This is a genomic window from Isoptericola sp. NPDC057391 (assembly GCF_042668085.1).
Taxonomy (GTDB): domain Bacteria; phylum Actinomycetota; class Actinomycetes; order Actinomycetales; family Cellulomonadaceae; genus Isoptericola.
Genome location: NZ_JBHVBO010000007.1, coordinates 30,712 through 54,225, shown reverse-complemented (window position 1 = coordinate 54,225; position 23,514 = coordinate 30,712). Strand labels below are relative to the sequence as shown.

At 73.5% G+C, this 23,514-nt stretch carries 21 protein-coding genes; 6 read left to right on the top strand and 15 right to left on the bottom strand.

Annotated elements, in window-relative coordinates:
- Positions 1-14 precede the first annotated feature (14 nt).
- A complete protein-coding gene (locus ACFUVW_RS02150) occupies positions 15-1,034 on the bottom strand; it encodes a LacI family DNA-binding transcriptional regulator (protein ID WP_430569701.1) in 1,020 nt (339 codons plus the stop codon).
- Positions 1,035-1,147: 113 nt separating this feature from the next.
- Between ACFUVW_RS02150 and ACFUVW_RS02145 the strand changes: the two genes are divergently transcribed.
- Positions 1,148-2,122, top strand: coding sequence for a family 43 glycosylhydrolase (locus ACFUVW_RS02145; protein WP_430569700.1), 975 nt, complete (start codon positions 1,148-1,150; stop codon positions 2,120-2,122).
- Positions 2,119-4,302, top strand: coding sequence for a glycoside hydrolase family 36 protein (locus ACFUVW_RS02140; protein ID WP_430569699.1), 2,184 nt, complete (start codon positions 2,119-2,121; stop codon positions 4,300-4,302). The genes ACFUVW_RS02145 and ACFUVW_RS02140 overlap by 4 nt, the downstream gene beginning before the upstream one ends.
- A gap of 9 nt (positions 4,303-4,311) precedes the next feature.
- Here ACFUVW_RS02140 and ACFUVW_RS02135 read toward each other — a convergent pair whose 3' ends face one another.
- From ACFUVW_RS02135 to ACFUVW_RS02115, 5 genes are all read right to left on the bottom strand, one after another.
- A complete protein-coding gene (locus ACFUVW_RS02135; protein WP_430569698.1) occupies positions 4,312-4,710 on the bottom strand; it encodes a type II toxin-antitoxin system VapC family toxin in 399 nt (132 codons plus the stop codon).
- Positions 4,707-4,934, bottom strand: coding sequence for an antitoxin (locus tag ACFUVW_RS02130; RefSeq protein ID WP_430569697.1), 228 nt, complete (start codon positions 4,932-4,934; stop codon positions 4,707-4,709). Before ACFUVW_RS02130 ends, ACFUVW_RS02135 begins: the two co-directional genes overlap by 4 nt.
- Before the next feature lie 61 nt (positions 4,935-4,995).
- Positions 4,996-5,952 carry a carbohydrate ABC transporter permease gene (locus ACFUVW_RS02125; protein WP_430569696.1) on the bottom strand — a complete coding sequence of 319 codons (957 nt, stop codon included), beginning with the start codon at positions 5,950-5,952 and terminating at the stop codon, positions 4,996-4,998.
- Positions 5,949-6,881, bottom strand: a complete 933-nt coding sequence (locus tag ACFUVW_RS02120; protein WP_430569695.1) for a carbohydrate ABC transporter permease — start codon at positions 6,879-6,881, stop codon at positions 5,949-5,951. The genes ACFUVW_RS02125 and ACFUVW_RS02120 overlap by 4 nt, the downstream gene beginning before the upstream one ends.
- 66 nt (positions 6,882-6,947) lie before the next feature.
- Positions 6,948-8,288 carry an ABC transporter substrate-binding protein gene (locus ACFUVW_RS02115; RefSeq protein WP_430569694.1) on the bottom strand — a complete coding sequence of 447 codons (1,341 nt, stop codon included), beginning with the start codon at positions 8,286-8,288 and terminating at the stop codon, positions 6,948-6,950.
- A gap of 239 nt (positions 8,289-8,527) precedes the next feature.
- On the opposite strand from ACFUVW_RS02115, the gene ACFUVW_RS02110 reads away from it, so the two are divergent.
- The 3 genes from ACFUVW_RS02110 to ACFUVW_RS02100 are packed head-to-tail and all read left to right on the top strand — an operon-like array spanning position 8,528 to position 14,419.
- Positions 8,528-12,082, top strand: a complete 3,555-nt coding sequence (locus ACFUVW_RS02110; RefSeq protein ID WP_430569693.1) for a discoidin domain-containing protein — start codon at positions 8,528-8,530, stop codon at positions 12,080-12,082.
- A 54-nt stretch (positions 12,083-12,136) separates the two neighbouring features.
- A complete protein-coding gene (locus ACFUVW_RS02105; RefSeq protein ID WP_430569692.1) occupies positions 12,137-13,414 on the top strand; it encodes an alginate lyase family protein in 1,278 nt (425 codons plus the stop codon).
- Between the two features lie 39 nt (positions 13,415-13,453).
- Positions 13,454-14,419: an alpha/beta hydrolase gene (locus tag ACFUVW_RS02100; protein ID WP_430569691.1), complete on the top strand. Its 966-nt coding sequence runs from the start codon at positions 13,454-13,456 to the stop codon at positions 14,417-14,419.
- A gap of 90 nt (positions 14,420-14,509) precedes the next feature.
- On the opposite strand, the gene ACFUVW_RS02095 is transcribed toward ACFUVW_RS02100, so the two are convergent.
- From ACFUVW_RS02095 to ACFUVW_RS02060, 8 genes are all read right to left on the bottom strand, one after another.
- Entirely contained in the window at positions 14,510-14,800 is a 291-nt protein-coding gene (locus ACFUVW_RS02095; protein ID WP_430569690.1) for a DUF1905 domain-containing protein, read from the bottom strand.
- 31 nt (positions 14,801-14,831) lie between these two features.
- Positions 14,832-16,433 (bottom strand): alpha-amylase family glycosyl hydrolase, encoded by a 1,602-nt coding sequence (locus ACFUVW_RS02090; protein WP_430569689.1) that lies wholly within the window; start codon positions 16,431-16,433, stop codon positions 14,832-14,834.
- Positions 16,434-16,477: 44 nt separating this feature from the next.
- The gene (locus tag ACFUVW_RS02085; protein ID WP_430569688.1) at positions 16,478-17,212 is read right to left on the bottom strand and encodes a VIT family protein; all 735 of its coding nucleotides are present in this window, start codon (positions 17,210-17,212) and stop codon (positions 16,478-16,480) included.
- Positions 17,213-17,270: 58 nt separating this feature from the next.
- Positions 17,271-18,518: an MFS transporter gene (locus tag ACFUVW_RS02080; protein WP_430569687.1), complete on the bottom strand. Its 1,248-nt coding sequence runs from the start codon at positions 18,516-18,518 to the stop codon at positions 17,271-17,273.
- Positions 18,515-19,063 carry an ArsR/SmtB family transcription factor gene (locus ACFUVW_RS02075; RefSeq protein ID WP_430569686.1) on the bottom strand — a complete coding sequence of 183 codons (549 nt, stop codon included), beginning with the start codon at positions 19,061-19,063 and terminating at the stop codon, positions 18,515-18,517. The genes ACFUVW_RS02080 and ACFUVW_RS02075 overlap by 4 nt, the downstream gene beginning before the upstream one ends.
- 84 nt (positions 19,064-19,147) lie before the next feature.
- Positions 19,148-20,065: a cation diffusion facilitator family transporter gene (locus ACFUVW_RS02070; RefSeq protein ID WP_430569685.1), complete on the bottom strand. Its 918-nt coding sequence runs from the start codon at positions 20,063-20,065 to the stop codon at positions 19,148-19,150.
- Positions 20,062-20,436, bottom strand: coding sequence for an ArsR/SmtB family transcription factor (locus ACFUVW_RS02065; RefSeq protein ID WP_430569684.1), 375 nt, complete (start codon positions 20,434-20,436; stop codon positions 20,062-20,064). Before ACFUVW_RS02065 ends, ACFUVW_RS02070 begins: the two co-directional genes overlap by 4 nt.
- A gap of 52 nt (positions 20,437-20,488) precedes the next feature.
- Positions 20,489-21,427 carry an oxidoreductase gene (locus ACFUVW_RS02060; RefSeq protein WP_430569683.1) on the bottom strand — a complete coding sequence of 313 codons (939 nt, stop codon included), beginning with the start codon at positions 21,425-21,427 and terminating at the stop codon, positions 20,489-20,491.
- Positions 21,428-21,524: 97 nt separating this feature from the next.
- Here ACFUVW_RS02060 and ACFUVW_RS02055 point away from each other — a divergent pair, with 97 nt between their 5' ends.
- Positions 21,525-22,178 carry a DNA-binding response regulator gene (locus ACFUVW_RS02055; RefSeq protein ID WP_430569682.1) on the top strand — a complete coding sequence of 218 codons (654 nt, stop codon included), beginning with the start codon at positions 21,525-21,527 and terminating at the stop codon, positions 22,176-22,178.
- A gap of 6 nt (positions 22,179-22,184) precedes the next feature.
- Here ACFUVW_RS02055 and ACFUVW_RS02050 read toward each other — a convergent pair whose 3' ends face one another.
- Positions 22,185-23,507: an APC family permease gene (locus ACFUVW_RS02050; RefSeq protein WP_430569681.1), complete on the bottom strand. Its 1,323-nt coding sequence runs from the start codon at positions 23,505-23,507 to the stop codon at positions 22,185-22,187.
- Between the last annotated feature and the right edge of the window lie 7 nt (positions 23,508-23,514).

The window sequence follows — 23,514 nt, the reverse complement described above, 5'->3', positions numbered from 1 at the left end:
TCAGAGATCGGCGGTCACCCCCGCGGAGGCGCCGTCGACTCGCGGACGACGAGCTGCGGCGTGGCGACCGACGCAGGCACGTCGTCCTCGCCGTCGATCAGGCGCTGCAGCAGGCCGAAGGCCCGCGCGCCGAGATCCTCGAAGTCCTGGTCGACCGTGGTGAGCGACGGCTGCCACAGCGCCACGAGGGGCTGGTCGTCGAAGCCGACCACCGACACGTCCTCGGGCACGCGCCGGCCGCGGTCGGACAGCGCGCGCATGAGTCCGATCGCCAGCTCGTCGTTGCCGCAGAAGACGGCGGTGACATCGTCCCGTGCGGCCAGCCGCTCGCCCCAGCGGTAGCCCGCGGCGGCGTCCCACTCGGCGTTCATGACCGGCGGCACCGGCACCTGGGCGGCCTGCAGCGCGGCCCGCCAGCCCTCCGTGCGCCCGGAGTGCTTGCCCTCGGTCGGGCCCGCGATGTGGTGCACCGTCGAATGGCCGAGCCGCAGCAGGTACTCGGTGGCCTGACGCCCGGCGGCTCGCTCGTCGATGAGCGCGGCCGGCCGGCCGCCGGTCCGGCGCGACCCGCCGCCAGCGACGACGACCGGCAGCCCCTCCGGTAGCGCGCGGCCGGCCTGGATGCCCGCGCGGTCGAACTCGAGGACCAGGGCGCCGGCGGTGGGCTGGGCCAGAGCCAGGTCGACGGCCCGGGTCACGTGCTCCGGCTCCGCCGACTCGACGACCGTGATCGACACGGACATCCCGGCCTCGCGCGCTGCGACCTCGACGCCCTGCAGGGTGCGGGCGTAGCCATAGTTCGCCGTCGCGCTCGCGAGCACGGAGACCAGCGTGCGGCGGCCCGAGCGCATCGACCGCGCGGCGCTGTTGGGGCGGTAGCCCAGCTCGCGGACGGCGTCGTGCACGCGCTCGGCGAGCTCGGGAGCCACGTACTTCGAGCCGTTCAGCACGCGCGAGACCGTGGGCACGGAGACGCCGGCCGCCTTGGCGACGTCGGCCAGGACGGGGGCGCGGTACGCCTGTGGTGGGGCCATGCGCCGAGGATACGAGAGCGCGAGAAAGTTTGCCCAGCCCGCCCCCGACACGGCGGACTGGCGAGGAATCTCAAGGTGATAACGTTATCCTCGTGTCTCGCCAAGGAGGTCGTGTGCCCACTCCATCGTCCGCACCCCGGGGCGTCGTCGCGCCCGGGCGGCTCTTCGTCGACCAGCATGGGTCCGTCGCCCAGCTCCACGGCGTCGGGGTCCAGCACCTCGACGGCCTCTTCTACGCGTGGGGCGAGGACAAGGCGCACGGGCAGACGTTCGCCGGGGTGGCCTGCTACTCCTCGCCCGACCTGGCGACGTGGACCTTCCGCGGGCACGCCCTCGCCGTCGACCCCGCCGTGCCCGACCTCGCTCCCGGCCGGGTGATCGAGCGACCCAAGGTGCTGCGGCACCCCGACGGGCGCCACGTGATGTTCCTGCACGTGGACTCGCCGGACTACGCCGACGCCCGGGTCGGCTGGGCGGTCGCGGACCGTCCCGAGGGGCCGTACACCTACCTGCGCTCGGAGCGACCGCTGGGCCACGCCAGCCGCGACATCGGCGTCTTCGCCGACGCCGACGGCACGGGGTACCTGCTGAGCGAGGACCGGGAGAACGGCCTGCACGTCTACCGGCTCACGCCGGACTACCTGGGCGTCGAGGAGATCGTGTCGACCACCCTCACGCCGCCGAGCGACCATCCCGCGGGTCCGCACGGGTACGAGTCGCCGGCGATGATCGAGCACGACGGGCGGTACTACCTGTTCGGCTCCGAGCTCACCGGCTGGGCCACCAACGACAACAAGGTCGCCTGGGCGCCGTCGCCGGCGGGACCCTGGAGCGACTGGGCCGACGTCGCCCCGCCCGGCTCCGCCACCTACGACTCGCAGACCTCGACGGTCGTGACCGTGCGCGGCACGGAGGCCACGACGCACGTCTATGTCGGCGACCGCTGGGACCCCGACGACCTGGCGCACTCCGCCCCCGTCTGGCTGCCGGTCCGCGTCGCCGACGGCGCCGCCACGATCGAGTGGCTCGACGCCTGGACGATCGACCCCGTGACCGGGCTCGTGGCGGACGCGGAGGTGACCGCATGACCGTCGACCTTCCCGGACTGGCCGCCGACACGGAGCAGCGGCTCGAGTGGGGCACCGACGTGCTCCGCGTCGCGATCGCCCACGGCCCGGACACCGCGCCCCGGCTCGTGGCGCTCTGGCACGTCGACGAGGGTCGGCCGGACCTCGACGGGCTGCGCCGCTCGGCCCTGCCCGTCCTCGAGGTGGCGGTGCTCGGCGACGGCCGGCACGGGACGTCGGGCAAGCGGCACGTGGACGGCGCCGCCGCGCAGCGCCTGCGCCTGGTCGGCATCGACCGGGAGCGGCACGGCGACGTCGAGGCCCTGCGCCTGCAGGTCGCCGAGGACGAGACGGGGTTGCGCGCCGTCGTGCACTACGAGGCCGCGGTCGGCGTCCCCGTGCTGCGGTCGTGGGCCGAGATCACCGCGACGGCCGAGGCCGTCGTCGACCACGCCACGACCGGCGTCGTGTCCGGGCTCGGGCACGGGGCACGCTGGGAGGACGAGCTCGCCGTCTGGGAGGCCGCGAACCCCTGGAGCGGGGAGTACCGCTGGCGGCGCAGCACCCTCGCTGAACGCGGGCTGATCGACGTGGGTATGGTCCGCTTCGGTCAGGTCGGCTCGAAGAACCGCGTGAGCCTCACCTCCACGGGCGCCTGGTCCACCGCGGAGCACCTCGCGACAGGGGTCGTCGAGGACGCGCGGACCGGGCGGATGCTCGCGTGGCAGGCGGAGACGAACGGCGCCTGGCACGCCGAGCTCGGCGACCGCTACGACGACGTCTACCTCGCCGTGTCGGGCCCGACGGCCCTGGAGCACCAGTGGTCCGCGCGCCTCGCCCCCGGGGAGCAGTTCCGGACCGTGCCGGTGCACCTGGCCGTCGTGCCGGGCGCCCCCGCGGGGGGGACGGCGACGCTCGAGAGGGTGGCCGCAGCGCTCACTGCCCACCGGCGTCGCAGCCGCCGTCCGCACCCCGACCACGACGGCCTGCCCGTCGTCTACAACGACTTCCTCAACGCGCTGATGTCCGACCCGACCGCGGAACGCGTGCTGCCCCTCGTGGACGCGGCCGCCGACCTGGGCGCCGAGTACTACGTCATGGACGCCGGCTGGTACGACGACGAGCAGGGTGGGTGGTGGGATTCCGTCGGCGCCTGGCGGCCGTCGGTCACGCGCTTCCCGGGCGGCGGGCTGGCCGCGGTCCTCGACCACGTCCGCGCCCGCGGCATGAAGGCCGGGCTGTGGCTCGAGCCGGAGGTCGTCGGCGTCCGCAGCCCGGTGGCACGCACCCTGCCCGACGCCGCGTTCTTCCAGCGCGACGGCGTCCGGGTCGCCGAGTGGGGTCGCTACCAGCTCGACCTGCGCCACCCCGCCGCCCGCGCGCACCTGGACACCGTCGTCGATCGGCTCGTCGCCGAGCTCGACCTGGCCTACCTCAAGCTGGACTACAACGTGGACACCGGGCCGGGCACCGACGCCGGGGTAGGCGAGCCGGTCGGCGCGGGACTGCTCGGCCACTCGCGGGCGTTCCTCGACTGGGTCGCGGGCGTCATGGACCGGCACCCCGGGCTGGTGGTGGAGGGATGCGCGGCCGGCGGGTCGCGCACCGACGCCGCCAGCGCGCGCACCTTCCCGATCCAGTCCCTTACGGACCAGCAGGACTACCGGGCCACGCCGCCCATCGCGGCCGCCGCACCCCTGGTCCTGCCGCCCGAGCAGGCCGGGGTGTGGGCGTCCGTCGACGGCACGATGACCAGCGAGGAGCTTGCCTTCTCGACGACGACGGCGCTGCTGTCGCGCGTGCACCTCGCCGGCCGGATCGACACGCTCGACGAGGCCGGACGCGCGGTGGTGCGCGACGCGCTGACGGCCTACCGCGGGTTCCGGGCGATGCTCGCGCGCTCGACGCCGGTCTGGCCGCTGGGGCTGCCCGGCTGGCGCGACCCGTGGGTCGCCGTGGGCGCCCGGGACGGCGACGACGTCCTGCTCGCGGTGTGGCGGCGCGACGACGACCGGCCGAGCGCGGACGCCCTGCCCGCGGTCGTGGAGCTGCCGCTGCACGGGCTGCGCGTGCTGGACGTCGCCGTCGTGCACCCGAGCTGGGGCGGCGGGACGGTCGAGGTCGTCGACGGCCGGCTCCGCCTCGCGCTGTCCGGCCCGACCGCCGCGCGACTGCTGCGCCTCCGCGTCAGCGCGCGCTGATCGTGGCGTTCAGGCCGTCCCCGCCCGTGGGAAGACGCGGACGTCGGCCCTGTGAGCCGTGCCGATCAGCTTGTGGTCGCACGTCAGGAGCGGTGCGCCGAGAGCTTCGGCGAGTGACAGGTACGCCGCGTCATAGGTCGTGAAGTTCTGGCGGAGCTCCCAGACGCGGTCGGCGAGGGCCTCGATCTCGTGGCGGACGATCGTGAGCGCGAAGTAGTCGGCCCGGGCGTCATCGGCGGCCGGGCCGACCAGCTTGCCGGCGAGCGTGAGGCCTCGGAGCACCGAGAGCACCTCGACGTCGAGCAGGTGCGGAGCGTGCAGGTCGTCCGCGAGCGCATCGAGGAGCTCCGGGTCGGCGTCACGCCCGATCAGCGCCTCGACCATCGCCGAGGCGTCGACGACGATCATCGGCGGCCGGCGCGGAGTGCATCGACGATCTCGTCCGCCGTGGGGCCGGACGCACGCTCACGAGCCCGCAGCCGTTCGGCGATCTCGGCGTTGCTCGGCCGGGACGCCATCCGTGTCAGCTCGGCGGCGAGGTAGGCGGACAGCGACATCCCGGCCTCGGCGGCACGTCGCTTGAGCGTCTCGGAGACCGCCGGGGGGACGTCGCGCACGTACAGGGTGGACATGGAACGATGCTAGCAAGTTGCAAGCAGTCACGATAGGGCTGCCCGTTCCCCGCCGGGCCCCCTACTTCAGGCTGCCCAGCGTGACGCCGCTCTTCCAGTAGCGCTGCATGGAGATCATCAGCAGCACCATGGGGATGGAGGCGACGAGGGCGCCGGTGATGACCAGGCCCGTGAGGTCGTACTGGGAGTCCGTGCCGCGCTGCAGCCATGAGTACAGCCCCACCATCACGGGCCACTTCTCGGCCGTGCGCAGGAACACCAGCGGCCCCATGAAGGCGTTCCAGGTGCCCACGAAGTGCAGCAGGAAGATGGTGGCGCCGGCGGTGGACAGCAGCCGCAGGCCGATCTGGAAGAAGATCCGGTACTCGCCCGCGCCGTCGAGGCGGGCGGCCTCCATGAGCTCGGCAGGGACCGCGCCCTGCGCGTACACCTTGGCGAGATAGACGGAGAAGGCGCTGAAGAAGCCCGGGAGGATCATCGACCAGACGGTGTCGAAGATGCCGAGCCGTACGTACAGCAGGTATGAGGGGATGGTGAGCAGCACACCGGGGATGAGGAACGACCCGATGACGAAGGCCATCGTCAGCCCCTTGCCCCGGTACGAGTACCGGGCCAGGCCGTAGCCCGCGGCGAGTGAGACGAGCGTCAGGCCCACGGAGCTCGCGAGGCCGTACAGGGCCGTGTTGGCCAGCCAGCGCGGGTAGATCGCGTCCTGGTAGGTGAAGAGCGCCTGCAGGTTCTCGACCAGGTTGAGGTCGGCGAACCACAGGCCGTTGGTGCGGTACAGCTGCTGCTTCGTCTTGGTGGCCGCGACGATCAGCCACCACACGGGACCGACCGAGTACAGGACGAAGGCGAACAGGGCGGCCAGCACGAACCAGCGGTTCGCGCCGCGGGACGCGGCCGCCGCCTCGACCTCCTCGCGGCGGCGTCGGGCCGGACGTCGGCCCGGCGGTCCGGCGACCGCCTCGACCGGGGCGGCGCCGTCGGCGTCGGTGCTCTGCGTGATGGTGCTCATGCCTCGTCCGCCTTGTTCGTCGCGCGGTAGACGACGGCGGAGACGACGCCGACCACCAGGGCCAGCACGATCGACAGGGCCGTCGCGTAGTTGATGTTGCCGACCATGAACGCCTGGTCGTAGATGTACATCGCCGGGGTGAAGTCGCGAGTGATGGTCTCGGGCGCGACCGTGCGGAACAGCGTGGGCTCGGCGAAGAGCTGCACCGTGCCGATGATCGACAGGAGCATGGTCAGGACGAGGGAGGCGCGTACGAACGGCACCTTGATCGACCAGGCGATCCGGAGGTCACCGGCGCCGTCGACGCGTGCCGCGTCGAAGATCTCGCCCGGCACGGACTGCAGGGAGCCGTACAGGATCAGCATGTTGAAGCCGATCGTGTTCCAGACCACGAGGTTGCCCATCGACACCCAGACCATGCCGCTGGAGAAGAAGTCCACGTGCAGGCCGATCGAGTCGAGCACGGCGGTGAGGGGGCCGACGGCCGGGCTGTACAGGTACAGCCAGATCATCGTCGCGATCATCCCCGGGATCATGTAGGGCAGCAGCAGTGCCAGCCGGAACCGCCCCACGACCTTGCGCCGGAGGGCGTCGAGCAGGAGCGCCATGACGAGCGCGATCCCCTGGACCAGCGGCACGACGACGAGCCCGAAGCCGAACACGCGACCCATGCCGGCCCAGAAGGTCGGGTCCTGGGCAGCCGTGAAGATCTGGGCCAGCCCGGTGAAGGACACGACCTCCTCGCCGCCGAGCCCGAGCCCGCCCGCGCTCTTGGTGGTGTACAAGGTCTCGGACAGGCCGAGGAACACCGGGACGAGGGTGAAGAGGGCGAACCCCACGACGAAGGGGAACGTGAAGGACGCGCCCTTCCACTTCTGGGCGGTGCGCCACGGGACGCGCGGGCGCCCGGCGACTGACTGGACGGACATCGGTGTCACTTCCTTGCTGTGCCGCGACGGCGAGCCCGGGCGGCGTTCCCGCCCGGGCCCGCGACGTCAGTCGATCGTGTACGCGATGCCCTTGGAGTCCAGGTCCTTCGTGATGAACTCCTGGACGTGGGTGAGGGCCTCCTCGAGGGTCTGCTTCCCGGCGACCGCCTTGCCCCACTGGTCCTGCAGCTCGGGGAACCAGGCGTCCGCGTTCGGCCCCATCTCGAACTTGCCGATGGCCGCGGCCTGCGAGTCGACCACGATCTTCCCGACCTCGTCGGGGGACTGGTCGGTGAGGTCCTTCGGCACGATCTCGTCCACGTAGTCCGAGGCGTCGGGGATCTGCGCGGGGAAGCCGATCGCCCCGGTCTCGCCGTCCCGGCCGGCCTCGATGCCCTCCGGGGTGGCGAGCCAGGCCGAGAACTCGACGGCGGCCTCGGGGTGCTCGCAGCCCGCGGGGACGAACGAGGGGTTGTTGCGCCCCGGCACGCCCGCGTCCGGGTTCGCCGCAAAGCTCGGGTTCATGATCGCGTGCCAGTCGCCCAGGGACTCCGAGAAGTTGGTCTCGTAGCCGGCCATCGACCACCAGGCGAGAGGCACGATGGCCAGCTTGCCGGAGTCGAAGTAGTTGTACAGGGCCGGCCGGTCCTGGTACGTCTCGTTGGACACATAGTCGCCGTCGATGAGCTCCTGGTAGAAGTCGGCGGCCTCGAGGGTGCTCTCGTCGAGCAGGTCGATCTTCCACTGGTCGCCGTCGATGGCGAACCACTCGGCACCGGCCTGCTGGGCGAGGTTGATGAACCCGCTCGGATCCTCCCCGGGGAGATTGAGGGTGTCGATGCCCTCCTTCTTCAGCTTCGGCGCCAGTGCGAGCACGTCCTCCCAGGTGGCCGGGGCCTCGGCCCCGATCTTGTCCAGCGCGGGCTGGTTGACCAGCGCGAACTGGGCGTCGACACCCGACGGCACGCCGTAGTACGCACCGTTCACCTCGGCGGCGGCCTTGGCGCCGTCGCTCCAGGTGTCCGGGTGCTTGTCGACGTACTCGGTGACGTCCTCGGCCCAGCCGTTGGCGACCATGCTCGTGAGCCCCGCGAAGCCTTGGACCAGGCACGGGACGGCCTCGTCGCCGGACGCCATGAGGTTCTGGAAGTTCGTCTGCGTCGCGGTGTTCGACGCCGCGAGCACGTAGTTGACCCGGATGTCGTCCTGGGCGGCGTTGAAGGCCTCGGCGACCTGTTTGCCGGTCTCCGCGTTCCAGCCCCAGACGTCGATCGTGACCGGCCCGGACGCGGCGTCGGGCGACCCGTCGTCGCTGCCCGGGTCAGGGGTGCTGCCGCAGGCCGTGAGCGCCATCGCTCCGACAGCCATGACGGCGACCGCGGACACGTACCTGCGTGTCGTGCGCATCATCACTCCTTCGTGAGAGGGGAAAACGTTGTCCCGAGATTGCTCCACCGTGGCGCGGTTGTCAAGGGGGCCGAGCCTGGCGATCGCTCTCCCTGGTCGTTCGCGATGGCCCTCTCGCGCGCCCTGGTGTCGCAGGGCGATCGCTGCTAGCGTCCCGAGATAACGATATCCCATGATCCGAATGTGAGCGTGCTCATGCGCGCTCGCTGCGACGAGGCAGGTTCGAGAGGGGAACTCAGATGCGAACGACCACGTGGCGCGCCCGGCTCCGGCCCACGGCGCTCCTCCTCGCGGTGGTGACGGCCGCGGCCGGGCTGGTCGCCCCGGCGACGGCGAGCGTCGCCCAGGAGGCGGCGTCGACCCGGACGGCCGCCCCGGTCGAGGTGACCGAGACCGTCAGCGACGCCGGATTCTCCCACCCCGGGGTCGGCGTGACCGCCGACCAGCTGCGTAACGTGCAGCGCCAGGTGGCGGACGGCGTCGAGCCGTGGGCGAGCCACTACGCCGCGATGGCGCAGACGAAGTACGCCTCGTCGACGTACGTCGCGCAGAACCAAGGGGCCGACGACGTGCCCAAGGACGACGCGTACGACAAGGTCGCGATGCGCTCGCGTGCCCACGACGACAGCCTCGGTGCTCTCACTCAGGCCCTGATGTACGCGACGACCGGTGACGAGGTGTACCGCGCGAACGCCCTGCACGTGCTGCGTTCGTGGAGCGGCCTGGACCCGGAGAAGTACGCGTACTTCCCGGACGCGCACATCCACACGGGCGTGCCGTTGTACTACTTCGTCGCCGCCGCCGAGGTTGTCCGGTCGACCGCGCCGGGCCAGGACGCGCTCGACGGCTACGACCTGCGGTGGACCGAGCGTGACCAGCAGCGCATGGAGGAGAACCTCGTGAGGCCCACGCTCACGACCTTCCTGTACTCCCAGAACCGGCTGTGGAACCAGCACACCTACGGCGTCGTCGGGATGCTCGCGGCGGCCATCTTCCTCGACGACCCCGACCTGTACGCCGAGCGTGTCGAGTGGTTCTCGGTGAACTCGACCTACGAGAGCGAGCACACGATCAACGGCGGCGACGTCAACGGCGGGCTGTCGTCACTGATCCGCGAGATCGACGCCGACGACCCGCTGAACCCGTACGGGAAGGATTTCGTCGAGCTCGTCGAGATGGGTCGCGACCAGGCCCACGCCGAGGGCGACATCACCACGCTGAGCGCCGCCGCGCGCATGATCCAGAACCAGGGCACCCGCCTCGACCCGGTGCACGGGACCGTGTCCGACGCCCCCGACGCCGTGTCGCCCTACGGGTTCCTCGACAACCGGCTGCTCCACGGCGCGGACGCCTTCGCCCAGTTCATGATGGGCGGCGAGCCACCGTTCATCGACACGTCGGGTGGCGCGGGCGCGCTGTCGCAGGCGTACCGGGGCCGGCTCCGCGACCTCATGAACGACCTCTACTACCAGTACACGTACGTCGAGGGCGTGGACGTGGAGAAGGAGGCGCCCTGGGTGGCGCGGCTCCACGAGCGGTCCGACGGGCCGCTGTACCGGTACGGCGCGTCCGTGGAGAACTTCTGGAACACGCGCGGCTCGGACTTCACCGACTCGGAGTACTGGCTCGCGTTCCCCGAGGAGCTCGCCGCGCAGGACGTGCCGGTGCCGCAGCCGGCGCCGTCGGCCGAGGTCTCCCCGGTGCGGTACGGCCTCGCCGTCGGACGCGGCGCAAAGCTCCTGACGGACGACGACGGTGCGGACGTCGCGCGTCTGAACCCACGCCGCGGGGACGCGACGGTCGCGATCCGCCGCATGGTCTGGGGCGACACGTCGAAGACGTCGCTCGCCGGGATCCGTGTGCGCACGCACGGCCGGGCGACGCTGCAGGCGTCCGCCACGGCGTCGGCCGAGCCGTTCGCCGAGCTTGCTCTCCCGGACACGAAGGGGGAGTGGACGACCGTCTGGGTCGACCTGGGCGCTGCGACGAAGGCGGGCAAGCAGGTCGGGCAGCACATCCTGTACCTCCGCGTGCCAGGGGCGCGCGGGCCCGTCGACGTCGGCGGGGTGGTCGCCGACGCGACGAGCACGCTGAGCCCGCCCGTGTTCGAGGACGCGCCGTCGCTGTCCTTCGTCGCGGTCGCGGGCGAGCCGCTGGCACGTCGTGTCGCCGTGACCGACGCCGACTCCGGGCGCGCGATCTCCCTCCAGGGGGCGCCGCGCGGCGCGACGATCGACGAGGACGGACTGCTGAGCTGGACGCCCTCCGGTGGCGGCGACCAGGAGCTGCTCGTCGTGGCGGACGACGGCGAGGCGACGACGACGCTGCCGGTCACCGTGACGGTGGCGCGCGACCGGGAGGCTGCGGTCACGGCGTCGCTGGACGGCCTGGCCGAGCAGGCCGCGTACACGACCGAGAGCTGGGCGCCGGTCGCCGAGGCCGAGGCCGCCGCGCGCGCCGGCCTGGACTCCGGTGCCGAGGAGTTCGCGGGGCTGCTCGAGGACCTGCGCGTCGCCGTCGACGGCCTCGACCTGCTCGACCCGAGGCTTGCGGACGGCACCCTCGACTACTCGCTGACGGCGACGTCCCCCGAGCTCACCCGGCAGACGCTGCTGGCCCTCGTCGACGGGTCCAACCAGACCACCTGGGGCGACCGCAGGGACGTGTCGGTCGAGCTCGACTTCGGCCTGGGCTACCGGGTGCAGGCCGACAAGTTCGGGCTGCTGGCCCGCGACACCTTCGCCAACCGTTCTCAGGGGACCAACGTCTACGGGTCCGTCGACGGCGAGTCGTGGACGCTCCTGACCGAGCACCCCAGCGTGGGCGACGACACCGAGGTCGAGTACCTCGACGTCCGGCCCGAGCTGCGGGACGAGCGCTACCGGTACGTGCGGCTCCAGGTGGACGAGCCCGGCCCGCCGACCGATCCCGCATACCCGGGGATCTGGTCGCTCGCCGACTTCCGGATCGACGGCGTCCGCACCGAGGCGACGCTCGCCGACGTGCTCGGCGCCGCGCGCGAGGCGGACCTGACGACCTCGTCCCGGGGCTCGGTGGTCCTGTTCGAGCGCGAGATCGACGCCGTGGCGGCTGCCGCCGAGGACCCGGACGCGGACGAGCCGGCGCTCGTGCGGCGCGCGCTCGCGGCATGGGGACTGCTCGAGGAGCCGGTCGTCGAGACGGTCGACGTCGACCCCGCCTGGGTCACCGCCAGCTCGCCGTCGTGGGACGGCACGCGCGACGCCGCGGCCAACGGCTGGGCGATGTTCGACGGCGACCCGGCCACGTTCACCGACACGACCTCGTCGTCGGGCTGGGTGACCGTGCGGCCGGAGGGCGGCGACCTCCCCGTGGCCGGGGTGCGCCTCCTGCCCCGCGCCGGGTACGTGTCCCGGGCCGAGGGCGTCCAGGTCCAGGCTTCGGACGACGGCGGTGGCACCTGGTCGACCCTCACCACGGCGAAGGGCGTCACCGACGGCTGGAACCGGCTCGACCTCGACGCGCCGGTGACGGCGGATGCCGTGCGGGTGCTCGCGCCGTCGGGCAACACCAACCTTGCGGAGGTCGAGCTGATCTCGAGCACGCTCGACCGCAGCGCGCTCGACCTCTACCTCGCCGAGACGGCCGACCTGGCTGAGGGCGAGTGGACGCCCGCGTCATGGGCATCGCTCGCCGACGCACGGACCGCGGCACGGACCGTCCGAGACGACACGACTGCCGACCAGGGCGCCGTCGACGCGGCGTCGGACGCCCTCGCCACCGCGGTCACGGGTCTGGAGGCCGCCGAGGGCTGACGGGCTCCCTCACCCCGGCACATCGAACGCCCCGGAGCGACACGAAGGAGCACCATGACCACGCACCCTCAGCACGCCGTCACCTCCTCGCCCGCGGGCGCCGTCCCGCTCACCCGCCGGCACCTCCTGGCGTCCGTCGGGCTCGCCGCCGGCGCCGGCCTCCTCGGCGTCGGCGCCCGTCCCGCGGCGGCCGCCGTCGACCCGGCACGGACCGCCTCCGCCTCGACGCACCCCGGCCTGCTGCACACGGCCGCCGACCTGGCTCGCGCCCGCGACCAGGTCGCGGCCGGGACGCAGCCCTGGCTGGCGGGGTGGGACCGGCTCGTCGCGAACGGCCGCTCGAGGGCCGACTGGCAGCCGCGCCCCTTGGAGACCGTGGTCCGGGGCGGGGACGGGCAGAACTACGCACAGCTCTATCCCGACATCCACGCCGCCTACCAGAACGCGCTGCGCTGGCACGTGTCGGGCGACGAGGCGCACGGGGCCGCGGCGGCGCGGATCCTCAACGCCTGGTCGTCCACGCTCACCACTGTCACCGGCAACGCGGACCGGTTCCTCGCCGCGGGGATCTACGGGTACCAGTTCGCCAACGCGGCGGAGCTGGTGCGCGGACGTGGCGACTTCGACCAAGGCGCGCTGGTCGCCATGCTCGAGACCGCCTTCCTGCCGCTCAACGAGGACTTCCTCACGAACCACAACAACGCGGTGATCACCAACTACTGGGCCAACTGGGACCTGTGCACCATGGCCTCGATCCTGGCGATCGGGATCCTTGCCGACCGGGCCGACCTCGTCGACCGGGCCGTGGACTACTTCCAAGAGGGCGCGGGCAACGGCTCCCTCGCCCACGCCACCCCGTTCGTCTACGCCGACGAGGGTCTCGCCCAGTGGCAGGAGAGCGGTCGCGACCAGGGGCACACCGTGATGGGCATCGGCCTGATGGGTGCCTTCTGCGAGATGGCCTGGAACCAGGGGATCGACTGCTACGGCGCCGACGACAACCGTTTCCTCAAAGGTGCCGAGTACGTCGCGAAGTACAACCTGGGCCACGACGTCCCGTTCACGGCCTACACCTGGCAGTCGGGACCGAACACCACGGCGCCGCACGTCGGCTGGCAGATCCAGACCGAGATCAGTGCCGCCTCCCGCGGCCAGGTGCGGCCGGTGTGGGAACTGGTGCTCGGCCACTACTCCGGCCGGCGCGAGATCGACGCGCCCTGGGTGCGGCAGATGGCCGAGTCCGTCCGAGCCGAGGGCGGAGGCGGCGACTACGGCACCGCCTCGGGAGGGTACGACCAGCTCGGGTTCGGCACGCTCTTGCACTACCGGTAGCCGGTCCGGCCCGGTCGTCACGGGTGCCAGACTCCTCACGTGCCGAACACCACGGACCTAGCCCCCGCACCAGCCCTCGTCCCGACCTGGTGGCGTGCCGCCACGCTCGTCGTCGCGGCCGCCGCGGTCCTCGTCGTCGGGTGGGCGTGTGCGACGGCGTGGGGTGCGGTGGTGCACGGCCACCCGGCGTACGCGGTGCTGCTGGTGCTGACGCTGGCGGGGTCGCTCGCCGCGGGGGTGCGGGCGCTGCGCCGTCGACCCACGCGGCCGGGGTGGCGGCGCGCCGGCCACGCGGCGCTGATCGTCCTTGGGGCCGTGTGGGTCGGGCTCGTCGCGTGGCTGCGCCCGTTCGGCGCCGTCGAGCCGGCGCTCGCGGCGATGCGCTCGGACGATGCCGTGACGGTCACGGAGAGCGCCGCGCGATACGTGCTGGGCCCCGCCGAGGGAGGGGACGGGACGGCCGTGTTCTTCCAGCCCGGCGCGCGGGTCGACGCCCGCGCGTACGCGGCGGTGCTGCGGCCGCTGGCCGAGGCGGGCCACTCCGTCGTCGTCGCGAAGCAGCCGCTCGGCATCGGGTTCCTCGCCGCGGGCGCCTTCGACGACGCAAGCGCGGCGGTGGACGCCGAGCGCTGGGTGGTGGGCGGCCACTCGCTCGGCGGCACCGTCGCGGCCATGGCGGCGGACGCCGCCGACGCCGAGGACCAGCCTGCTGCGGGGCTGCTGCTGTTCGCGTCGTACCCGGCGGACGACCTGAGCACTCTCGGGGCCGCCGTCGCGTCCGTCTCCGGCAGCGAGGACGGCCTCTCGACCCCGGCGAAGATCGAGGCATCGCGCGCCGACCTGCCCGCCGACGCCGCGTTCACCGTCGTCGAGGGCGCCGTGCACGCCTACTTCGGCGACTACGGCCCGCAGCCCGGCGACGGCACCCCGGCCATCTCCCACGACGACGCCCGCGCGCAGATCTCTGCCGCCGCCGTCGCGTTCGTGGACGGTCTCGGCGGTTGACCCGCCTTCGAGCAAGCGATCCGTCGCGTCATCCGGGCGGTTGGCGCGACAGATCGCTTGCTGGAAGGCGGGTCGGCCGGCGGGCGGCCCTCAGACGCCGTCCAGCGTGAGGAGGACGACGACCTCGTCGCCGTCGTCCACGCCCTCGGGCCGGCGCACGGCGTCCTTGAGCGGCACGAGGTAGCCGCCGTCCTTGGGGAAGAGGGAGGTGGTGAACGTCGTCGCGCCGAGGCGGCCGGTCACGGGGATGACGCCCCAGCCGTAGGTGACCAGCGGCGCGACCGCCGCGATCCGCTCCGCCTCGGCGTCGGGCACCGCGACGTAGTAGTACGGCGCGGGGCCGCGCCACTGGAACACCTCGCCGCGCGCCTCGAGCTCCATGCGCCCAGGGTGCCGCGATCCCCTGACACGGTCACGCGAGGTCGAGGACGGCGTACCCGTGCCCGTCGAGGTGCACGACGTCGCCGTCCGTGCGCAGCCCGCGCACCTCGACCTCGCGGGCACCGGCCGCCCCGGGGACGGCGATCGACACGGCCGCACGGCCGGGGTTGAGCACGACGGCGAGCGTGCCGCCGCGCAGGTACGCGAACGGGTAGCCGGTGGCCAGCACGTCGACGCCGGCGGCGGCGTCGAGCCGCGGGTCCGCGGTGCGCAGGTGCGCGAGGCGGCGCACCAGGTGCAGCAGCGAGCCCTCGTCGTCGAGCTGGGCGGCCACGGTGGGGCGGTCGGGGTCCGGGTCCTGCGGCAGGTAGCGGGACTCCGCCACGTCCGGACCGATGCGCCCGGGCGGCACGTCGCCCCACTGCATCGGGGTGCGCGAGCCCGCCCGGTCGTAGGTCGGGTTGAGCCGGGAACCCTCGAGGGTCGGGGTGTCGGGGACGAACCGCATGCCGATCTCGTCGCCGTAGTAGATCGACGGCATGGACGGCCAGGTGAGGGTGAGGACCAGCGCGGCGCGCGCCTGCTCGGCGTCGCGCGTCCCGGCGACGAGCCGCGTGAAGTCGTGGTTCGACGTCGGCAGGCCGGTGAGCCCGCCGCGCCCGGCCGCCGCGATGGCCCCGGTCGCCTCCTGCCAGGCGCGGACGAACGTGCCCGCGTCGCCGCGCGCCTCGGCGTCGGCCCAGCTCGGCACCTCGCCCCACGACGGCTGCACCGTGCCGGCGCCGTTGTTCCACAGCGACCGCAGTGGCAGGCCGTCGTCGTCGCCACCGAACTGCAGGAAGAAGTCGGCGTGGAACCCCGACGGCACGGACACGCGGGGGTCGCCCCACTCGCTGATCAGCACGCGGCCCGGGTACGTGGCGTCGAGCCAGGCGCGGGTCTCGCGCCACAGGCGGCCGGTCTCCACGAGGCCCGGGTCGTCCTTGACGAGCGACGCCGCCATGTCGACGCGGAAGCCGGCGACGCCCAGCCCGAACCAGTGCGCCATGATCTCGCGCAGCGCGGCCCGGTTGGCCTGCGGGCCCGCGGCGTCGACGGGGCTGCGCCAGGGCTCGCCCGGGTCCGTCCGCGCGTAGCCGAAGTTGAGCGCCGGCTGCACGGGGAAGAAGTTGGGCAGGTAGAACCCGCCGCGCCGGCCGGGCCCGGGCTCGAAGCCGTCGACGGGGACGTCGCTCCACACGAACCGGTCGTCGTCGGGGTCGTCCGCGGACGCGACGAACCACGGGTGCTGGTCGGAGGTGTGCCCGGCGACGAGGTCGAGCAGCACGGCGATGCCGCGCCTGCCCGCCTCCTCCGTGAGCTCCGCCAGGTCCTCGTTGGTGCCATACCGCGGCGCGATGGTCAGGAAGTCGGCGACGTCGTAGCCCGCGTCGGCGAACGGGGACACGAAGCACGGGTCGAGCCACACGGCGCCCACGCCGAGCCACTGCAGGTAGTCGAGGCGGGCGGTGATCCCGGCGAGGTCGCCGATCCCGTCGCCGTTCCCGTCGGCGAAGCTCTGCGGGTACAGCTGGTACAGGACGGTGCGCCCGAGGCGCGGGGCGAGGTCGGTGGCGGCGTGCGACGTCGGCAACGGGGTCTCCTCGATCGTGGGGTACGGATGCTGGTGCGGGCGGGTCAGACGACGCCGGTGGTGCCGAGCAGCGACCCGAGGCCGAAGGTGACGCCGAGCGCCAGCGCGCCACCGACGACGACGCGCGTGACGGACCGGAGGCGCGACGACCCGCCGATCCAGGCGGCGATCGAGCCCGCCGTGCCGAGTGCGACGAGGACGACGACGAACGTGCCGGCGATTTTCCATGGCTCGGGGATGAGCAGCACGGCCAGCAGGGGCAGCACGCCGCCGCACAGGAACGCGAGCAGCGACGCCCAGGCGGCGTGCCAGGGGCTGACGACGTCGTCGGGGTCGATGTTGAGCTCGGCGGACAGGTGGGCGCCGAGGGCGTCGTGGTGGGTGAGCTCGGTGGCGACCTGGCGTGCCGTGCCCTCGCTGAGGCCCTGCCGGCGGTAGAGGCCGACGAGCTCGTCGAACTCCTCGTCGGGCATGGTCGCGAGCTCGTGCCTCTCCTTGGCGATGAGCGCCTTCTCGCTGTCCGACTGGCTGGACACCGACACGTACTCGCCGAGCGCCATCGAGATCGCGCCGCCTACCAGGGCCGCGAGGCCGGCCGTGAGCACCGGCGCCCGCGCCGGCGTCGCTCCGGCGACGCCCACGACGACGGCGGCCACGGAGACGATGCCGTCGTTGGCCCCGAGCACGCCCGCCCGCAGCCAGTTCAGCCGCTGGGCCAGGCCGCCCGCGTGCGGCTCGTCGGGGTGGCCTGTCGGGGTCGTCTCGGCGCGGGCGGACATGTGCCCAGCACAGCACCGCAGATCATCGGGCGCCACGGGGCGCTGCCCGCGGGCCCCGTCACGGACGGGTGCCGAGCGACAGCTCCCGGAACAGCGGGTTGCGCAGCGGGACCGCCATGAGGAGGGTCATCGCGGCGCCGAAGACGACGAACGGCACCCAGAGCGCGGTGGCGGAGGCCAGCGCGCCGAAGGTCGCCATCGCCAGCGGCATGAGGACGTCGTCGCCCAGCCGGGTGATCGACGCCATCCGCCCCAGGTACGACGGGTCGACGGTGCCCGCGAACGTGGCGCCGAGCAGCGCGGACGCGTACCCGGCGGTGAGCCCGACGACGAGGCAGGCGGCCCCGGCGACCCCGACCGGCCCGGTACCCAGCGCGACGATCGCCGCCCCCTGCACCGCCAGGGCGACGAACCCGGCCCGGGCCTCGTGCCGCGGCCGCCAGCGGGCGACCGACAGCGCCCCGAGCGCGGCCCCCAGGCCGATGCACGCCTCCAGGACTCCGACGGCGCGGGCGCCCCAGCCGGCGTCGTGGGCGCGCAGCGCGATCCCGATGCCGACCGCCGGCCCGACGGCGAGGTTGAGTCCCGACAGCGCGATCACGAGGGTGCGGGTGGTGGGCGCCTCGCGCAGGTGGGCGAAGCCGCGGCGGATCCCGCGGAGCGCGGACTCCTGCTCCGCGCGCGGCAGCGCGAACCGCGGGCGCAGCCAGATTGCGACGAACGCGACGACGAGGGCGAAGGTGACCGCGTTGGCGCTCGCACTGCCCAGCAGCCCCGAGCGGGCCACCAGGAACCCGCCCACCGCCGAGCCGCCCATCGTGGCCAGCCGGGACGCCGTCTGCGCGACCGACGTGTACGAGGGGAGATCCTCGGTGCGGACCAGCTGCCGCGCGATCGTGCTGGCGGACGGTTCGTAGAACGCGTCGCACACGCCGAACGCGACCGCCGCGAGCAGGAGCAGCAGCACCGTGGGCGTCGACGACAGCACCCACAGCGCGGCGCCCACCAGCACCGCGACGCGCAGCAGGTTGCAGACGACCATCACGCGCCGCGCGTCGACCCGGTCGGCGAGGACGCCGCCGAACAGCAGCACCACCGCCCGCGGCACGGTGCCCGCAGCCACGACCAGGCCCGCGACGGCGGGGGTGGCCACCTGCACGGCCGTCCACGTCAGGGCGATGGACCAGATCGCGTCGCCGGCGTCGGACAGCGCCTTGACGCCGATCCACGCGTGGGCGGCGCGGTCGCGGGGGAACGGGGGCGGCTCGCGCAGCAGCAGCGGCTGGGCGGCCCCGGTCGCGGTCACGGCGCCGTGGGGAAGCCGTGGGCGAACACGAAGATCGGCCGCCGGTCGGCCTCGCGCTCCGGGTCGAGGCCGGCCTGCCAGGTGCGGAGCGCTTCCGTCATCGCCGCGGAGAGGCTCTCGAGCTCGTCGGGCGTGGCCCAGGCGACGGTGTCGATGCTGAACGCGGCGCGCGACCACTGCGGCAGCGGCGCGGTGCGGCGGTGCCAGGCACGCAGCCGGCCGACGTGCGTCTCGACGTTGGCGCGTTCCGCCTCCCGGGCCAGCAGCGCGTCGGCGGGGGAGTCGGAGAAGTCGTCCGCCGACCAGCTCAAGCCCTGTCGCGACGCGCGCCACCAGCTGGTGCGGCGGTCGCCCGTGCGGTCCGGGGCCTGTTCGACGACGCCCGCCCGCTTCAGCATCCGCAGGTGGTGGCTGACGCTGCCCACCTGGAACCCGAGCTCGCGCGCCAGCATGGTCACCTGGGTGTCACCGTGCAGGCTCAGGTAGTCGTAGATGCGCCGTCGCACCGGGTGGTGGACGGCGGTGATCGCCTCGATCCGCTCCATGCCGACGACGCTAGGCGGGTGCCGGCAGGAGTACAAGACATCTTGTATACCGCGGAATCGTGCGGATTCCCGGGCGGCGCCAGGTCAGGCGTGCGTGGGGTGCTCGTGCTCGGGATGCGTGTCCGGCTCGACCTGGAAGGTGGAGTGCTCGACGGCGACGTCGAAGTGGGTGGCCACGCACTCCTGCAGCTCGTCGAGGATGCGGCCGGCGTGCCCGTCGGTGAAGCAGCCCGAGTCGACCACGACGTGCGCCGACAGGATGGGCAGGCCGGTGGCGATGAGGGAGGCGTGCACGTCGTGCACGTCGCGCACGTGCTCCACCTTCAGCAGGTGCGCGCGCACCTCCTCGAGGTCGAGCCCGGGCGGGGTGGACTCGAGCAGCACCGACCCGGCGGCCCGCAGCAGCTTCACGGCCCGCGGCAGGATGAGCGCCCCGATGAGCAGCGCGGCGACGGCGTCGGCCCGCTGCCAGCCGGTGGTGGCGATGACGATCGCGGCGACGATGACTCCCACCGAACCGAGCGCGTCGTTGAGCACCTCGAGGAACGCGGCCCGCAGGTTGAGGTTGGCGTCGCGGCGGCTCGCCAGCACCGCCATCGAGGCGAGGTTGCCCGCGAGGCCGATGACGCCGAAGACGACGAGCTGGGTGGAGGGGATCTCCGGCGGCTCGGCGAGCCGCAGCACCGCCTCCACCAGCACGTACACGCCGACGACGAGCAGCACGGCGGCCTGCGCCAGCGCGGCCAGCACCTCGGCGCGCCGGTAGCCCCAGGTGCGTTGCGGCGACGCGGGCCGCAGCGACAGGTGCGCGGCGAACAGGGCCAGGGCCAGCCCGCCGGCGTCGGTGAGCATGTGCGCGGTGTCGACGAGCAGCGCGAGGCTGCCGGTGAGCAGCGCGCCCACCGCCTGGGCGACGAGGATCGCGGCCGTGATGCCGAACGCGACCGCGAGCCGGCCCCGGTGGTCGGCGGCGCCGTGCGCGTGCGAGTGGTCGTGGCTCACGCGGCGTCCTCCGCGCCGGTGGGGCCGTGGGGCGCGCCCGGCGTGGCGCAGGTGCAGTCCGGCCCGCAGCAGTCCGGGTCGACGACGAGCGCCAGCCGCAGCATGTCGCCGAGCGCGTGCGCCAGGTGCGGGTCGGACAGCCGGTACTCCGTGCGCCGGCCGTCCTGGCGCCCCACGACCAGGCCGCAGCCGCGCAGGCATGCGAGCTGGTTGCTCATCACCTGCTTGGAGACGCCCAGCGTCGCGGCCAGGTCGGACGGGTAGGCGGGGGCGTCGCGCAGCGCGAGCAGGATGCGCGCGCGGGTGCCGTCCGACAGGGCGTGCCCGAGCCGCGCCAGCGCGGCGGTGTGCGTGAGCGTCACGGTCTCCATGGGCGCGACGGTACATGCTTTCGTGTACTCATGCCAGGCTCGGGTGGGACGGTCAGCCGGCGGCGGCGATCGCGTCGAGGACGGCGAGGTCGTCGTCGGTCAGCCGCAGGCCCGCGGCGGCGACGTTCTGCTCCAGGTGCGCGACGTCGCCCGTGCCCGGGATGGCGAGGACATGCGGACCGCGGTGCAGGGTCCACGCGAGCCGCACCTGGGTGGGCGTCGCGCCGTGGCTCGCGGCGACGGCGGCCACCTGCGCCGCGCCGGTCTCGTCGGCGGTGCCGCCGGGGACGGCCCCGGGAACGGCCGCTCCCATGGAGAAGAACGGCACGAACGCGATGCCGAGCTCGCCGCACCGCGCGAGGAGCCCGTCGTCGTCCCGCTCCGTGAGGCCGTAGCGGTTCTGCACGCACACGACGGGCGTGATCTCCAACGCCTCGTCGAGCTGCTCCGGCAGCACGTTGGAGACGCCGACGTGCCGCACCAGCCCGGCGTCGCGCAGGTCGGCGAGGGCACCGACGTGCTCGGCGACGGACCCGGGCTCGCGCACCAGGCCCGCACCCCAGCGCAGGTTCACGACGTCGAGCTGGTCGAGCCCGAGCTGCCGGATGTTCTCCTCGACCTGCCCGCGCAGCTGGTCGGGCCGCGCGTAGGGCTCGAACCGCCCCTCGCGGGACTGGGAGGCGCCGATCTTCGTGGTGATCACCAGGTCGTCGGCGTAGGGCTGCAGCGCGGCCCCGATCAGCTCGTTCGCCGACCGGGTGGGGACGAAGTAGAAGGCGGCGGTGTCGACGTGGTTGACGCCGAGCTCGACGGCGCGGCGCAGCACGGCGATCGCGTCCTCGCGCGGTCGGGGAGCCGCGGAACCCAGGGCGCCCATGAGGCGCATGGCGCCGAGGCCGAGGCGGTTCACGATGCGGTCGCCGAGCCGCCAGGTGCCGGCGGCACCGGCGTCGGGGGTCGTGGTGGACGGGGTGCTGGTGGAGGTCGTCATGCGGTCCAGCCTCCGTGCCGCGGCCCCCCGGCCCGCGGTGCTGGCAGGTTGTTGCCGACCCTGGCAGGACCCTGCCGCCGGGGTGCAGGATCGAGGCATGCAGACCGGAGAGGCCGTCACGATCGTCCGGGGCGAGGAGGAGCTGTTCGCCCGGACCGCGCACCTGTTCGCCACCGCGACCGACATCGCGTGCGCCGCCAACGACCTCTTCACCTGGCAGGCGACCCACCGGGCGGAAGGGCTCGCGGCGGAGCACCCGCCCCGGGGCGCCGCGACCGTCCGCAAGGTCTACCGGCCGGGCGTCCTGCTCGACCCCGTCGCCGCGCGGCACCTGGAGCTGCTGCGCGACCGGTACGGCGCCCAGGTGCGCATCACCACCGACGAGATCAACGAGACGATCGTCCTCGACCGCCGGCTCGTGATCCTGGCGGGCGACGTCGAGGCCGGACGCCGCTCCTACAGCGTGATCACGCAGCCCGAGGCGGTCCAGGGCGTCACCTCGCTGTTCGACGCGGCCTGGCGCTCGGCCACGGACCTCGCGGTGTTCGACGCCCGCATCGCCGAGATCCGCGCGATCGCGCCCCAGGTGCTCGACCTGCTCGGGCAGGGCGTCAAGGACGAGACCGCGGCGCGCGCCATGGGGCTGGGGGTGCGCACGTACCGCCGTCGCGTCGCCGAGCTGATGGCCGCGCTCGGTGCCGGGTCGCGGTTCCAGGCGGGCGTGCGGGCGCGCGAGCTCGGCCTGGTCTGACCGGGCTCAGTCCTCCTGCCTGCGCCGGCCGCGTCCCGCGGTCAGGCGGGTGACCACGAAGACCGCCGCGCCGACGGCGAGCAGGATCCCGGCGAGCGCCCAGTGCTGGGCCTCCTGCTGGGTCAACAGCACCACGCACGACACGACGGCGAGGACGGGCAGGACCGTGGGCGCGCGGAAGTGCTCGTGCTCCACGTGGTCGCGCCGCAGGACGAGCACCGCGACGTTGGACGACAGGAACACGAACAGCAGCAGGAGGACGACGGTGGACGCGAGGTCGACCAGCTCGCCCGTCGCGGCGAGCACGATCGCGACGGCCGTGGTCGCCAGGATCGCGACGCCGGGCGTCCGGCGGCGGGGCAGGACCGCGCCGAGCGCGGAGGGCAGGAGGCCCTGTCGGGCCATGCCGTAGGTGAGCCGGCTCGTCATGATCATGGTGAGCAGGGCGCCGTTCGCGACGGCGACGAGCGCGACGGCCGCGAACAGCTCGGGGGAGACGAACCCGGCCGCGCGGACGACGTCGAGCAGCGGGCCGGACGAGGCCGCGAGGTCCTGGGGCGGCACGACGGCGGGCGCCACGAAGCCCAGCAGGACGTAGACGACGCCGGCCGTGCCGAGGGCGCCGAACAGGGCGCGCGGGTAGACGCGGGAGACGTCCCGGATCTCCTCCGCCAGGTTCGCGGACGTCTCGAAGCCGACGAAGGAGTAGAACGCCACCAGCGCGCTGCCGAGCACGGCGAGCCACACGGACGTGTCGTCAGGCGGCGTGAACGCCCCGCTCAGGTCGGCGTCGCCGCGGCCGATCACCCAGGCGCCGAGCACGATGACCAGCACCAGCCCGGCCGACTCCACGGCGGTCATCAGGACGTTGGCCTGCAGCGACTCCCGGATGCCCCAGGCGTTCACGGCCGCGACCACGACGAGGAAGACGATCGCGGCCGGCACCTGCGGGACGTCGAGGAACGCCGTCAGGTACTCGCCGGTGAACGCGAGGGAGAGCCCGGCGGCGCTCACCATGCCGGCCGCGAGCATGCAGAACCCGACGAGGAAGCCGACGAGGGGGCTGCGGAACGCCTTCTCCGCGTACACCGCGGAGCCCCCCGCCCGCGGGTACTTCGTGACCAGCTCGGCGTAGGAGGCCGCGGTGAGCATGGCCATCGCCAGAGCGACCGCGAACGACAGCCACACCAGACCGCCCGCCGTGCCGGCCATCTCGCCGATCAGGGCGTAGACGCCGGCCCCGAGGACGTCGCCCAGGATGAACAGGTACAGCAGGGGGCCCGTGACGGCGCGGCGCAGTCCCGTCGGGGCGGTGTCGGTGCTGGTCATCCGCCGA

What these genes read in the sequence shown, in the direction of transcription:
- ACFUVW_RS02140 (WP_430569699.1), top strand. Translation starts at nt 2,119, where the DNA reads ATGACCGTCGACCTTCCCGGACTGGCCGCCGACACGGAGCAGCGGCTC.
- ACFUVW_RS02095 (WP_430569690.1), bottom strand. Translation starts at nt 14,800, where the DNA reads ATGGAGCTCGAGGCGCGCGGCGAGGTGTTCCAGTGGCGCGGCCCCGCG.
- ACFUVW_RS02050 (WP_430569681.1), bottom strand. Translation starts at nt 23,507, where the DNA reads ATGACCAGCACCGACACCGCCCCGACGGGACTGCGCCGCGCCGTCACG.
- ACFUVW_RS02055 (WP_430569682.1), top strand. Translation starts at nt 21,525, where the DNA reads ATGCAGACCGGAGAGGCCGTCACGATCGTCCGGGGCGAGGAGGAGCTG.
- ACFUVW_RS02150 (WP_430569701.1), bottom strand. Translation starts at nt 1,034, where the DNA reads ATGGCCCCACCACAGGCGTACCGCGCCCCCGTCCTGGCCGACGTCGCC.
- ACFUVW_RS02135 (WP_430569698.1), bottom strand. Translation starts at nt 4,710, where the DNA reads ATGATCGTCGTCGACGCCTCGGCGATGGTCGAGGCGCTGATCGGGCGT.
- ACFUVW_RS02065 (WP_430569684.1), bottom strand. Translation starts at nt 20,436, where the DNA reads ATGGAGACCGTGACGCTCACGCACACCGCCGCGCTGGCGCGGCTCGGG.
- ACFUVW_RS02075 (WP_430569686.1), bottom strand. Translation starts at nt 19,063, where the DNA reads ATGGAGCGGATCGAGGCGATCACCGCCGTCCACCACCCGGTGCGACGG.
- ACFUVW_RS02085 (WP_430569688.1), bottom strand. Translation starts at nt 17,212, where the DNA reads ATGTCCGCCCGCGCCGAGACGACCCCGACAGGCCACCCCGACGAGCCG.
- ACFUVW_RS02060 (WP_430569683.1), bottom strand. Translation starts at nt 21,427, where the DNA reads ATGACGACCTCCACCAGCACCCCGTCCACCACGACCCCCGACGCCGGT.
- ACFUVW_RS02105 (WP_430569692.1), top strand. Translation starts at nt 12,137, where the DNA reads ATGACCACGCACCCTCAGCACGCCGTCACCTCCTCGCCCGCGGGCGCC.
- ACFUVW_RS02110 (WP_430569693.1), top strand. Translation starts at nt 8,528, where the DNA reads ATGCGAACGACCACGTGGCGCGCCCGGCTCCGGCCCACGGCGCTCCTC.
- ACFUVW_RS02120 (WP_430569695.1), bottom strand. Translation starts at nt 6,881, where the DNA reads ATGTCCGTCCAGTCAGTCGCCGGGCGCCCGCGCGTCCCGTGGCGCACC.
- ACFUVW_RS02125 (WP_430569696.1), bottom strand. Translation starts at nt 5,952, where the DNA reads ATGAGCACCATCACGCAGAGCACCGACGCCGACGGCGCCGCCCCGGTC.
- ACFUVW_RS02115 (WP_430569694.1), bottom strand. Translation starts at nt 8,288, where the DNA reads ATGCGCACGACACGCAGGTACGTGTCCGCGGTCGCCGTCATGGCTGTC.
- ACFUVW_RS02130 (WP_430569697.1), bottom strand. Translation starts at nt 4,934, where the DNA reads ATGTCCACCCTGTACGTGCGCGACGTCCCCCCGGCGGTCTCCGAGACG.